Annotated in this window: 5 protein-coding genes and 2 pseudogenes; all 7 read right to left on the bottom strand. The window is 41.8% G+C overall.

What is annotated here, in order from left to right:
* Nucleotides 1–136 precede the first annotated feature (136 nt).
* Nucleotides 137–427: an alpha/beta-type small acid-soluble spore protein gene (locus tag ASL14_RS14990; protein WP_134912181.1), complete on the bottom strand. Its 291-nt coding sequence runs from the start codon at nucleotides 425–427 to the stop codon at nucleotides 137–139.
* Between the two features lie 126 nt (nucleotides 428–553).
* Entirely contained in the window at nucleotides 554–1,135 is a 582-nt protein-coding gene (locus ASL14_RS14985) for a hypothetical protein (RefSeq protein WP_134912180.1), read from the bottom strand.
* 54 nt (nucleotides 1,136–1,189) lie between these two features.
* Nucleotides 1,190–2,725, bottom strand: coding sequence for a stalk domain-containing protein (locus ASL14_RS14980; RefSeq protein ID WP_134912179.1), 1,536 nt, complete (start codon nucleotides 2,723–2,725; stop codon nucleotides 1,190–1,192).
* A 99-nt stretch (nucleotides 2,726–2,824) separates the two neighbouring features.
* Complete coding sequence (locus tag ASL14_RS14975; protein WP_134912178.1) at nucleotides 2,825–5,188, bottom strand: copper amine oxidase N-terminal domain-containing protein; 2,364 nt, start codon at nucleotides 5,186–5,188, stop codon at nucleotides 2,825–2,827.
* Nucleotides 5,189–5,731: 543 nt separating this feature from the next.
* Nucleotides 5,732–7,077 (bottom strand): annotated as a pseudogene (locus ASL14_RS14970) (efflux RND transporter periplasmic adaptor subunit).
* A 19-nt stretch (nucleotides 7,078–7,096) separates the two neighbouring features.
* Nucleotides 7,097–10,233: pseudogene (locus ASL14_RS14965) on the bottom strand (efflux RND transporter permease subunit).
* A gap of 353 nt (nucleotides 10,234–10,586) precedes the next feature.
* Complete coding sequence (locus ASL14_RS14960) at nucleotides 10,587–14,606, bottom strand: S-layer homology domain-containing protein (RefSeq protein WP_134912177.1); 4,020 nt, start codon at nucleotides 14,604–14,606, stop codon at nucleotides 10,587–10,589.
* Nucleotides 14,607–14,774 lie beyond the last annotated feature (168 nt).

The following is a 14,774-nucleotide window of genomic DNA, read 5'->3' as shown; positions in this document are numbered from 1 at the left end:
AACGAGGTGTCAATTCATATCGCCCAATTACAAAAGGCGAAGCTAAGGCAAATGGATAAGAACTAATTTCTGTTCCAAATGAAAATAGCCTTTTTTTATAACAACTGCACCTCAAAATCAGTAAAATTATTGCAGTTTACAAGGTACCAAATTCAGACAAGCTGCGTTCGGCAGATTGCACCAATCGCTTGGTAATTTCGCCGCCCACAGAGCCATTCTGTCTTGAAGTCAAATCGCGCCACTCCACATTTGCGCTTCCTTTAAATTCGCCCAACTCAGCAGCAAACTCACTGTCTACACTAGGAATTACATGTGCATATTGGGGATTATAAACAGGAAGCCCAAACTCAGCAGCAATTTCATACTTCAGATCATGTAATCTGGCACGGCTTTCGGGAATCAATCGTCTCTGGCCTCTTGACGCCATCGTACACACCTCCATCAATTGTATTTTCTTTCATGAAGTTAGTGTGCAGCGTTTGGAGCCAGATTAGCCAAGAACAATTTGCTATCCCAAGCAGTATTTACGAAAAAGAACATTCCACCATACAACCTATTGGAGAGTGTAACCGCCACGTACCATGACGACCAGGCCAAACTTCTGGCCTTCCTTTACCTGAATACCTCTTCCTTCTCTAGGAAAGGATAGTAAATGATTTTTCTCAACGGCTTGATTATGAACAATTTCCGTTCCGGAAGTGATATCAATAGCTCCACTGGCATCCATACTATAAACAACAGCATACCCGTTACGTAAAATAAACTCCGATCCAGCTTTGGCAATCAGCTTTTGACCAGGTTTTACATCAACAACCTTCAATTCCTCGGTCTGTTCCGCTGTAGGAACTTTTCCTGGGCTAGAAGCTCCAGATGTCGTGGCGTTAGAAGTAGTGTTTGTGGTAGAAGAAGCTGCTGAACTAGTTGTCTTACTACTACTGGTATTGGTTGTCGTTCCACCTTTGAGAGCCTGAGCAATTTTTTGATCAACATAGCTTTTGGTTACAACTGGATCGTCAGCTGTTCCCGGTTGCCCAGAGCTGGAGGCTCCATTAACCGAGTTGTTCATTAAGGAGCCTGCAACTATCCCTCCTCCAAGCAAAACTGCTGCCAGCGATACTTTGTAGCGTGGTTTCATGTAAATCCTCCTACAGCACGTTAATGCATTGTGAAAATACTTTTGTATTCGTAGTTATTGGCCTGCTCCAGAAGCTGCACCTTGTAAAACCCATGGTTTTTCATAAGCCATCTTCAATGTATCAATACTTGTAACCAGATCTTCAGCTTGCTGTTCAGCAGTAGTCACTTTCAGATTAGCCTCATAAACCTGAAGCTCAGTAGCCAAGCCAACATCAAATTGCTTTTTAGCCATATCGGCTGCACTTCTAGCGCTTACCAAGCCAGCTTGAATTTGAGAATATTGACTTTCCAATCCTTTAATGTTGTTGTAAAGCGTTCTTACAGCTTCTTCAAGCTGTCTCTTCGTGCCCTCTGTAGCATACTGAGCCTTCTCTACATTAAGCTGTTCAGCCTCGTATGTTGTATTTCCTGGTGTACTAAAATTGTAGAGCTTCAAGCTCAATTCAGCTAAATCTACTTTTTGTTCACTTAACCAAATAGCAGTGCTGCTAGTAAGTACTTGGCTCACCTTAGTTTCCACATTATCTTTAAATTCAGAATAGACAGGCTTATCCTTCAATTCATAACGTTGCTCTGGTTTGTAGCCAATCACTTGATTCAGTGATACATAAGCACTATCCAGATCTTTTTTAGCCTTTTCTAAAGCAGCTTGATTCTGAGTTAACTGATTGGTTGCTTGTGTAACCTCATAGTCACTTGACATTTGATTATCTCTTTTAATTTGTGCAACTTTAAGCTTGCGCTCAGCATCTTCAATATTTAAAGCAGCCAGCTTAACGGCATTTTGCTTTTGAAGAAGCTTGTTATAAAGATCCTTCACGTTGTATTGAATACCTTCCTTAGTCATGTCCAAATTCTTTTTTGCAGCCTCGTAGTTAAGGTTGGTTTGAGCATATCCTTTAAAAGCTTTATCTTGTCCTTCATCACCGGCTTCTGCAGGAACAAAATCAATATTCTTTCCCGTCTCTTTCATAATTTTACCAGATTGATCAATATTAGTTTCCGCTGTTTTAACTGAAGTACTATCAGCTACAGCTAGTTTAACTGCATCATCATAGGTCAAAGAATCATTATAGTAGGTATCATAAGTAACTTTAGTCACAGGAGCTGTGAAAGGCTTACTGGACAAACTATTGGTTTCACCAGTAGTACTTCCATCTACTTGATTTGAAATGGTCACTGTTCGTGTAGTCTTATCCCAATTTACTTTGGCGCCTAATGATTGGCTCACAAAGCGTAAAGGAACGAGTACTTGACCCTTCTGGATTTGAGTAGCTGCATCCAGTTGTACAGGAGCACTATTTTTATATGCAAGCTTAGAACCCACATTCAAAGTCAATGTATCCTCATTTTTAGATGCCGTTACTTTTTTAGCTTTGCTATCCCAATCCACTTGCGCTCCCAAACTTTCGAAAACTCCACGAAGAGGTACCAAGGTTGTATTTTGACTAACAACAGGAGCTTGCGTATATTGCTGGGTTACACCGTTAATAATAACTTTTATATCACCTGCTTCAGCTCCCGCAAGATTGGCAAATGCAGAAGAAAGAACCAATGTAGAAAGTACCGCTACTCCAAAACGTTTCATAATTTCTCTCCTTTGTCAATATGACTAATAAAAGAAAAGGGCTCCAAAAGGAACCCTCTTCTCATCTAATTCAGTTAACTCAAAAGAGTTGCTCTTAAATTAGTTGTTGTTTTCAACAGTTACTGTTTTCGCAGTTGCATCATAGTTGATGGATGCATCCAGCGCTCTGCTCACCCAGAAGATAGGCAGTACAGTACGGTTTTTGTTAGTTACAGCTTTAACGTCCATACGAACCACAGAACCGTTAATAGTCAACAGGTTAGTGTTCAGTTTGATTTGAGCAACGCGGTCACCTTTAATCAAGGTAACTGTGGAAGTTGCTTTGTCAAACAGGATGTTTTGTGGGGATACACCCAGAGCTTCAGCTGCATAACGTACTGGCAAGTAAGTGCGTCCGTTTTCAGCATAAGCAGCCACATCAGCTGTTTTAGATTCGCCGTTCACAGTGTAAGCAGTGCTTCCCAGTGTGAATACAGCTTTGGATTTAGTAGCACCTGGAGCTGGAGTTCCAACAGTTGCGATTGCTACTTCAGCAGCTGCAGTGTTATTGTCTTTCCAGTTTTGAGTGTTGTCAGTTGCGCCTTTGTATGCAGTGTAAGAAACAGCGCTACCTTTCAGCTTAGCAACGATGTCGCCTTGAGCTACAGTACGGTCAACAGTCAGCTTAGGAGCCGAGATTGTGATTGTACTTGGTGTAGCACTTTCGCTATCGATGTAGAAGCTCAGACGGCCTTTGTTGCTTTCGCCGTAAGTATCAGTGGACACGCTCTTCACTTTAACGTCACCAGCTGTTACTTTAACTTCTGGAGTAGCAGCAAAACGTACGCCTGTTGGCAATTCCAAGATTACTTCACGGCTGCCATCTTTCTTAACGAAAGCTTCTTTAGCTGCTTCAGTAATTGTGATGTCGCCAACTTGTTGGTCGCCCAGACCGATTGTCAGGGTTGGTTTGGAAGCAGCAGCCAGAGTAACTGCTTGTTTCACAGTTGCAACCTTAACAGAACCGCTCAGACCTTGGCTACCAGCAACATCAACGTTCAGATCGCCGGAGAAACCTGGTTGCGTTGCAACTTCAACGTTTTTCAGTTTCAAAGTACCTGGATCTTTAGAACTGTTAACGTTTTTGAAAGTCAATCTCAAAGTACGTTTGTCGGAATCTGTATAAGACACATCTGCTCCACCCAAGCCGTTAGTGTTTTCGAAAGATCCAGCAAAGTTACTTCCTGGAGTGTTACTTTCGAAAGTAGACTGCCAACGAGCACCTTCAGGCAAACGCAATGTTACAGTACGGTTGTTAACGAAAGAACCAGCAACTTTTTCTTTAATTACGATGTCACCGATTTTTTGCTCGTCATGACCAGCAAGGATTGTCGTTGGAGTAGCTACAGAAACGCCCCCGCCGATTTGACCATAGTTACCAACTATGAGAGAGCTAACGTCAGTAGTTGTGTTACCGGAGATGTTAGCAGTAACATCGCCTTCTTTAGCGTTAGTTTCATCGTCAACGTAGAAGCTCAAAGGCAGGTTAAATGTTGTTTCTTTACTACTTTTTGTTTTCAAAGACAAAGTCAGAGTGTCACCATCGACTTTAGAAACTACATCACCAGATGCGATATCCCCAAAGAGGATGCTAGCACTTCCTGGAGCATTCCATTTAAAACCGCTAGGCAATTTCAATTTGATGTTATTATTGTTAGCCAAAGCACCTGCTGTTTGTTCTTTCACTTTCAACGTCGCAGTGAAGTTGTCTGTGTTAGAAACAGTATCCGCAGCAGACAAAGATACTTGACCGGAAGATACTACGTTTGCAATTGTAACTTCACCGCTAGTCAAACCACTTAGGGAAGAAGCATCAATTGTAGCTTTTACAGGTCCATTGCTAGGTCCACTTACATTGATGTTGGCAAAGTTCAGATATACATCAGCAGTATCTTTGGAGTTATCAAAGTTCAGTGTTACTTTTGCAGAGTTATCAGTCAATTTCTCAACTTTCAATGCAGTAGCTTCATTATAGCCAGTAGCTGGAATGTTGTCCGAATCAGAGTTATCTTGTGGATCAAGATATACACCCAAGCCATAAGTAGCGTCAGTAGCGGAAGTAGCACGGCCAACCTGAAGATCTCCGGATTTACCAAAATCAAAGCCTTTAGGCAAAGTAATAGTGAAAGAAGCACCGCTAGCAATAGAAGCTTGGCTAATACTTACTTTCGCTCTACCCAAAACAGCATTATTTTGTTGGTCTGAGTTGATACTTGGAGTGCTCAGTGAAGTATAGCTGGAAGATGCATGAACTGCAGTTGGTGCAGTCAGTGCTGCGATTGGAGCTGCAACACCAGCAACCAATGTTGCTGTTGCCAGCACGTTGATCATTTTTTTATTAAACTTTGTCATAACCTTTTTTTCTCCTCCTTGAATATAACCAGAAATATTATTTTTGTCTTTTTGTCGGATCTTGTCACTCATCAGTCGTTACACCTCCTTTCCGAGCTTTATGAGAACCCTTATAAAATGATATCTGTGACAATATCACAGAAGCTTGGAATCTAGTTGAAAGAAAGCGTCCATTTATGACGTACTCCAGTATTATACAATGTGATGACAATGTCGTAAAGAATTTTTTTAGCGAATTATGTCTTTACGCTTTTGTACCCCTTTGTTTCATACTCACCCAATTAGACGTAGCATGGGTTCAAAAAGTTGCGTCCGTTTCAAAAAAAATTTTATTTTTTTTGAATATGTACTCCGCTTCCCTACAGTCATAATTATACTATTGAACCTGTTCCTCCGTCATCCTACAACTTTTACCTTCTCAGCCTTAAATGTACAAGGATTATTTCCGTACATTTAAGCCAGTCTTTAATGGAGTATATTCGTTAAGAATTACCCATAGAATATATAAAGTACATAAAGACTATAGATTCCCTTGAAATCTAATACTCTAATACACTTTAAGTAGTAGGAATGACGGAGTAACAAGTGATTTACTGTAAATATAGCCGAGACAAATTACTTCACTACATTAATCTTCGCGCCATCCGTAAGCAGACTAACTCCCTTAACGACAACATTTTGTCCTTCAGCAAGCCCCTTGGTTACCTCAACCTGTTTGGCACTTTCCTGGCCTGTCTGCACTTCTACCCGCTTAGCCACAGTTCCTTCCACTACATAAGCATACTTTTTCCCTGCCTGCTCCGTAATGGCATCCTGCGATACCAAAATGTTTTTAGGAGCTTCTGATTTCATGTATACAGTCACAACCATCCCTGATTTTAATTCACCTGAACCATTAGGAACCGAAATCTCGACAGGATAGGCCTTGAGATCATTATCCATTACTGGATTGACGGCCGATACTCTGGCCTCAATTCGCTTATCTAAGGAGTCCACACCTACAGTCACAGATGAACCCACCTGCAACTTAAGAAGCTCAGATTCAGAAACGTTGACTTTAGTAATAATAGGATTGGTATTCGCTATTGTAGCAACCGCGGATTGTGCACTAACCATTTGCCCCTGGGTTCCTGTTACTACCGATATCGTGCCGGAAATTGGAGCTTTGACTACAGCATCCACCAGTTGACTACGTGCCGTGTCTAAACTGGACTTAGCTTGATTGACAGAAGCACGAGCTACGTCAATGCCCGTTTTCTGTTGTGCAAGACGTAATGATTTTTGAGCATTACTATATGTTGTTTGCGCACTTTCCTTGGACGTTTGTGCATTGTGAAGTGTGATCTGTGCATTCTCCACCGCAGTTAAAGCCCTTCTATGCGCTATTTGAGACTGCTCTAACTCGGATTGAGATAGAGCGCCCGCACTAAACAACTGTTGGTTGCGATTGAGCGTATTTTGAGCATCACGCACGGAACTCTGAGCATCTACCAGACTGGTCTGAGCTTGGGTGATGGTGTTGTCTTGCTGGACAAGCGCACTTTTGGCTTGATCCACGCTGGATTCTGCCTGCTGCACCGATTGCGCTGCGCCAGACTCAGCCTGCTTTAAATTGGCCAAGGCAACCTGGTACGATTCCTGAGATTGCTTAATCGCGTCCTGTAAATCCTTTTGATCTATAGTAAATAGTGTGTCGCCTTTGCTTACTTTTTGCCCCACTGTAAGATTAATACTTTGAATCTTACCACTAATTTTCGGAGACACCTGAGCCGTCTCTTTGGGAGCAAAGCTTCCAATAATACCTGTTGAATCGTTAATACTACCTTTGGTCACTTTTGCCACCTGGACCGGAGTGGCTTGCTGCGCCGTAGTTGGTGCGGCAGGGGCCTCCCCCCACCGCAACCCGCTAATGCAACTGATAAAAGCAAAGTTGTAGCAATCAGAGCACTTTTTTTATTCATTATGTTTCTCCACCTCACCTTATATATGAACGCTTTTTTGTAGTTTCGCTTCTTTTTTCAATTCTCTCTTCGCTTGTCTTTTCACTTTCCGATTCTTACGTTTTTGTATCATATTATCCATCATGACGTAGACTACCGGAATAAGAATCAATGTAATAACAGCAGCGAAGGACAATCCGAACACAACGACAACTGCCATAGGTGCTTGTGTTTCATTGCCACTTCCTGTTGCGAATGCCATTGGAAGCAAAGCAAGTACAGTAGCCAGCGTGGTCATTAAAATTGGACGCAACCGCTCAGCCGCTCCATGAATAATAGCTTCATCCCGATCTTGGCCTTCTTTTCGGAGCTGAATTATAAAGTCAATCATAACAATGGCATTGTTGACGACCAAACCGACGAGCATGATATAACCCGTCAAAGCTGAAACGCTGAGACTCGCCCCGGTTACAGCTAAACCGATAAGCACACCAATTACCGTAGGCGGAACCGAAAACATAATAACAAACGGTGTAAGCAACGATTCGAACTGTCCTGCCATAACCATATAAATGAGCACGACAGATAGCAAAATAGCTATCGCCAAGTTCGTAAAGGACTCCAACATTTGTTCATTCTGGCCGCCACCCGTATCTGCACTGTAGCCCTCTGGAAAGTGAGTACTCTTCAAAAGAGCATCTATTTTTGATTAATAGTAAGAATATCCCCTGTTCCGCCAATATCAGCAGTAATCTGCACTTGACGCGTTTGGTCTTCACGAGTAACAGTATCTGGTACAGTCCGTTTATCAATACTTACTACTGAAGACAAAGGTACATCAATACCTTGTGAAGTGGTAATCCGTAAGGCTTGTAGATATGACAAATCATGGCGATTCTGCTCTGGCAACGATATCTTCACATCAATCTGATCTTCACCTGTACGATAGCTTGTGGCGACTGATCCATTAAAAGAAGTATTCACTGCAGACAAGATTTGGGTTGCTGATAAGCCATATCGACTAGCAAGCTCCCGATTAACTGTAATCTCATATTCTTCGCGAACCGCACTCAAGCTACTTTTGACATTAACGGTACCCGGTATCTTTTTCACGTCAGCAACGAGATTGTCTGAAAGTTCTCTCAGTACGTCAATATCGTCACCTTTTAAATTAATGTTAACAGCCGCACCGCTTGAAAGGCCTGTTGTAGACGCCATTGTAATCTCTGCATCCGGAATACTATCAAATTTCTTACGAAGGCCATCAACTACAACATCTGTTGCCTGATGCCCATCCTTCAGCGTTACGCTTAGATCTGCCGAGTTGGTTGGAGCTGCACCAGAAAAGGCAGAATTGCCACCAGAACCAACAGTCACTGTCATTTTATCCAGATCAGGAATTTTCAAAATTTCTTTTTCTATATCTTGAACAACCTTTTCCGTTTCTTCCAAGACCGTACCATTAGGAAGTTTCACATTAACTGTGAATTCCCCAGTATCGGATGCTGGGATAAATTCAGCCTTAACGAAAGGAACTAGAGCCCCAGCTGCCACGAACATTAATAAAGTAATAATTAACACAGATTTTCTATGGTTAATTCCCCACTTCAGTATACGTCGATAGCCACCCTTAAACTTCTCGAAGCCAATATTAAACCACACAATAGGGTTTATACCTTTATAAGTACCTGAAGAGTATATTGATTCATCCGGTATGGTAGGTAACCAACGTGAGCCGAGCATTGGAACAATCAGAAGAGAAACCACCAAAGCTGCAATGTGAGAAAAAATAACAGTTAATGCCAGCGGTTTAAATAGAACTCCCGCAATTCCGTCAACAAAAACAACTGGTAAAAATACTACGATCTGCGCAAGTGCAGATGCCATAACGGCATTACCCACCTGCTTGGAGCCATCAATAGCCCCTTGTAGCATGCTTTTCCCTTCATGTCGCTGCCTAAATATATTCTCAATAATAACAACGGCAAAGTCGACAAAGGATCCTAACCCCAGAAGCAAACCGCTCAGTGAAATAACATTAATAGTTTGTCCGGTGAAATACATCATCATAAACGTTGCTACGAAAGAAATTGGAATAACGATAGAAGCAATAATAGTAGAACGTATACTATTCAAAAATAACAGCAATACAATGGCTGCGATAATAAGCCCCAATATAGCATGCTCTATTAATGAGTGTACGGAGTCGCTAATGGGTTTGGAAGCATCTGTTACCATCTCCAGTTGAGTTCCCGGAGGTAATTCCTTCCGTATTGAATCTAAACTATCCTTCACAGAATTGGCGATTGAAAGGGTATTCCCCCCTGTAGCTTTAGTAACAGAAATATTGATACTTGGCTTTCCATTATAGGTAGAAATGGTTGTAACTTCATCCAAGGAATCTTCAACTGTCGCAATGTCCTTTAGCTTAACGCTTCCCTTCCCTACTGGAATTGGCGTTTCACCCATTTCTGAAACAGCTTTGTATTCACCTTGAACCCGAAGTTGGATTTCTGTATTACCTCGGTACACCGAACCAGCAGAACCAGCTACGTTATTAGACGATAGCGCTTGGCTGATTTGATCCAGCGTAATGCCATAGCTTTGAAGCTTGGCCTGATCTACGGTAATCTTCACAAGCCGTTCTTGCCCACCTGACATGCTGACTGAAGCTACTCCCGAAATTCTTTCAAGACGCGGCTCAATGATATCTTCCGCAATAGGCTTCAGCTTGTTAATATCCTGGTCCCCTGTAAGAGAGAGCGTAATAACCGGCGTTGCGTTGAGATCCAATTTAAGTACGCGCGGTGAATTTGCGGCCTTTGGAAGAGAGCCTCGAACCCCATCAATTTTATCTCGCATGTCGAGGGTTGCCTGATTTATATCTACTCCCCAATTAAATTGAATTATGACCATAGATGTTCCTTCTGAAGATTCGGACTGGATCGTATCCACATTCTCAATAGAAGCCAGACTCTTTTCAATAGGTTTGGTCACCAATTCCTCAACTTCTGTCGGTGTCGAGTTCGGAATACTGGTCGCTACCACAGCGATAGGCAGCTTCATATCCGGCATCTGCTCGACAGGAAGCCTTAACGCAAAAATACCGCCCCCGATTAACAAAGCAATAATTAACATAAATACTGTTACAGGACGGCGTATTGAAAACTGAGACATCTCATCACTCCCCACTCATTTCTCTATGTAATATTTAAGCACACTAATCCTCTACTACGATGAAATAGGCGTAAAGTTTCAGATAAATGCGCAAAAAAAACATATAAAAAAATAATAAACACATTTTGAGATAAACACTTAAAAAAAAGCATTTAAATTACAGGCTCTCATTAGGATTACAGAACAAAAAACGGCGTGATCCTCACCTGTAATTTTCTGCTCATTGTTATTATGGCATAGGCCCTTAATCCCAGTCAAATAGCTGATTTCTAAAAAACATCCCTCTCATGTATATGAAAGGGAATTCCAATTTCACATGGAGGGATGTTCGATAAATTCAGTTTTTTAAGGATCTAGATCTTAGGAAGTAGCTTTTTATCAGCCATAACTTTAGCTACAATAATGGCTGCATCACCACGCAAGGTCAGGGATGTAGGATTAAACATATATCCTTTTTTGGGATCGCTGGCATCAACAGGTGAACCTGTGATAAAGCCCTTCTTGGCAATAGCCAACACAGATGCTTGCGCATAGTAATCAATTTTGTCCGCATCTTTAAAGGTTTTAGACAGATTCTTCATGATCTTGTCATGATCTGTTTCCAGCTTCAAATTCAATGCTTTGGCAATGATGACCGCAGCATCTTGACGTGTGATGACATCTTCCGGCATAAAGATTCTCGGTTGCGAACCTTTTACAATACCGGCGCGTGCAGCCGTTTCGATATAGCGATAATCATAAAGGGCATCTGCTGACATTGCATTTGAAACTGACACATCGTCAAAATGCTTCGCACCACTGTAGTTAAGTGGAATTTGCAAGCCTTTGACCATCATCGTAGTAAATTCGCCTCTTTTAATGTAGCTGTCAGGTCCAAAGCTGTTAATTGGATCAATCGGATTCATGACACCCTTAGCCAAAATGGCCTCGATATAGTCTCTCGCGTATTTGTGTTTAATAACATCACTATACGTTTCTCCAACCTTGGCAACTACATAGTAGCCGAAACGATCAAACGGTACTTTAATGGTATGTTTCTTCGGATCTACAACACCGCCAATGTTCTGCCAGTCTTTGAGATCAGAATCAAAATAGAACACCGTCATTTGTTTCCCTGCATCCTGAGCGATACTGCTATCATACGTCAGCGTTAATGTAGCACGCTTAGAAGGTACCAGTTCATTGGCTGGGTCACGCCAGTAGAAGTTTTTGATCTTGCTACTGTCGTTTTGTGACTTATTGGCCAGTTGGTATGGATCAGCACCGTAAGTTACAGGATCATACGCATCTGTTTTGATATCATCTGCTACACCTGGGTCAATCCAGAATACAGGACTTGATTTGGTATAACGATCTGGAAAATCTCTATTAAAATATTTACTTCCATCTGCGATCAAGCTCTGCATGTCCGATAATGCCTTTTCAGTTTCAAACTCATGTCGGTCCACGACACCATCTTCGCTGTTCGCTATCGCAAAATACAAAGTGTGTCCGGAGAAGACCTGGTTTTTGAATTGCTGAGGCTGATCATAATCTCGACGAATCAGGCTCGTCCCCTTGGCAAAAGCAAGTGTAAGATTACCATCAAACACTTTGTGTGATGTCTTCATGGCTTCCATAAACTGCTCGCCAGGAATATTAGTAGGCACATATTTTACGGTAATGGTTTGTTTTTGTTTGTCCTTACCTACCGTAACCACTACATCAATTTTATTGTCTTTATTAGGTTTCAGCCCTGTAACGATGGCTTTGTATGTTGAAGGATAATCAATGGTGCCATCATAGTCAGAGTCAAATCCCTCTTGAACCGCTGTTTCCTTACCTACCATAACACTATCTGCATTACCTGCGTTCACTACAACTTGCACAAAGTTTTGATTCACGATTCTCTTTTCAGGGAGTGGACGCAAAATATCAAAAGATGTGGATTGGCCGGATACTTGCAATCGGAACGTTGCAAATGGTCCGCTTTTACCACTGTTGTACAAGGTAATATTGTAGGCTACTGCTGTTCCATCTTGTGGAATCGTTTGGTTTTTCAGTACAAAGCTGAAATACTTCTTATCCGGATGATAATAAACCAGCAGATCCTTTAAATCTTTGCTGCTGAATTTATCCGTAGTAGAACCGGAATTGTACACTGTCTTGGCATCTTCGGCTGAGTAGAACTGATTATTAAGAGTCCAGTTGACCTCACTGCCGTCAGATCCTTTAATCTCCAAAATATATTGGTCTTTATTGGTGATGTCGCTTAACGCACTCGGTACCTGGTTTGCAGTTCCCAAATCAGCAATGCTAAAGGTACCAAAAACATTGATATTTTTCAGGGATGTAGTGTAATTCGTGTCATCCACTTTTTTGAAATTAGCATCTTTGGATTTTGGTGCAATTTCGCTGTATTTCGGCGCACTGCTTAGTCCGCTAACTGGAGAAAACGGAATAATACCTTGTGTGTTTGCAACAGGAATTACCGGTATATTCGTTTGTGTAAAGTTTACTTTTACTGTATTGGCGTACTCAATACCCGGTTTGTATACAAACTTGATTTCATTATTCCCATTCGCCAGTGCATTAGCTGCCGCATTCTCGGAGGATGAAGCGAGCTTAAAGTTCACTCCTGTGCCATCCAGATCAACCAATACATTGTTTACATACAGGAATACATTTCGGTTACTGCCTGTGTAATGAATATCTGATGCATTACTTACGTCGAGCAGTTTACCTTTAAAGTAGCCCAATTGGGTTAATTTATAGGTATTCAAGTTTGCGCTAGATGTATTCAACGGAATTTGTTGTCCGTCATAAATCGTATCGTATTTCATGAATGGACCCTGCAACAGATTCACTGTCGCTTTGATCAATTTGGTCGAGTCTCCATTCAGGTAAAAATTCAGTGCGTTTGTGCCCTCTTTTGGCAGGGAGTCAATGTAAGCAACAATTTTCTTCACCTGTGTTGACTTACCATTAATCGTCCTAACCACATCTTGAGGTGAACCTACCGTGTGTACAGTTACGCCGGAAAGCTCACTAATCGAAGTTGGAGCCCCGTTAACCACGATAAATTCCAAACCTACAGGAACAGACGGCGCATCTGTGGTTTTATTTTTCATAGAATTACCGGACAACTTTTGGGCTTCTGCTATAGCTGTCGTTTGATCTGATCCAGACCCATTGATTCTGTTCAACAATTGAACATTAAAATCGGAAAGGTAATTAACATCATCAATATAAGGTTGTGTGCTGCTGCGCAATGTAAATTGCACAGGATATGCCGCTGGAGGTGTACTACTATCATCAAAAGTTAACCCCAGAAACGCTCCAGTTACATGATCAATGACAGCATCAGTAGGTACATTCACCTGAAATGGATACACTCTATAGCCATTTGAAGTTGTCACATTAGCCGTATCAATCGTAGCATCTACACCGCTGGTACTACCAACAGCGCTACCGTTGTTGCTTACATCAATAAACCGTGCATTAATGGTAGCCACCTTCGGATCGGAAGCCCCCCCTGGGACTAACACTTTACCTTTTAAAACAATTCCGCTGGTGTCTGCCACCGTAAAGTCTGGTGAAGTGGTCAGATCCGTAGACACGTTGCCATCCTTATTCAAATTCAAATCAGAAAATTCAGGTTTTCCTGTATAAATTGTAATTTCGCGTGTAACCGTAAGGGCCTGAGTGCCATTACCTACTTTGATAGTCACTACGTTTTTACCAGGGCTGAGTACGACACTACCTGTTAATTTATAGCCTGTGTAGCTATTAACAGTATATGTGTTACTACTTTTTGCAGACGTCAGCGTTACATTGTCAGCGTTGGGCGCTGTACCTTGAATAACTACTTTGACGTCATCCGTACCACTATTCTTTGCATCAGTCAAAACAGTTGTTTGGTTCTCAATCAATTGCTCTGTTTCGCCATTTAACGTTGCAGACAAATCGTAGAGCTTGGGTCCGTCCTGATACTCAATATAAATAGAATCCTTCATATCAGCCGAATTTTGGCTGCTTTGGAACGTAATTCGGTTCAAACCAGGAAAGAGTTTAATGTCTGTAATTTTAAGCGTGGAACCAGCGACCGTAATTCCGCCCTTTTGGCTCTCATTTTTATTAACCTCGGTGTAGGTCGTTCCATTTTTGGAGAGCTGGAATACACTATAGGAAATGGTGCTTCCGTTCACTCCATTAATCGTACCATTAACTGTAACACGGTCGGTGTTCACCACTCTGGCCGAATCCGCGTCGTATTTCTCATTTGGAAAAATAAAATAAGTTCCCGTCGCAGCATGAGCCGTACCTACCAGGGCCGCCGGCACCAAGCCAATGATGAGACCAACCGTCAGCAACATGGATAGCAATCGTTTCAAATCATTGTCCTCCTTTGATTCTGTCGCACCTTGGGGCACGTAATCATTCAATACTTTTTTTATCGGTAGCGAACATACAAAAAATTAGTAAATACGCAAAAAAGGAGGGAGTTTTTTTCATAACGAAGAACAAAAAAGCCCTCAAACCCGCGGTATACCGCCAAGCTT

It is taken from the genome of Paenibacillus sp. IHB B 3084 (genome assembly GCF_001447315.1).
Lineage (GTDB): Bacteria > Bacillota > Bacilli > Paenibacillales > Paenibacillaceae > Paenibacillus.
The sequence above is the reverse complement of the archived record's forward strand: the minus strand, read 5'-3'. Positions and strand labels throughout refer to the sequence as shown.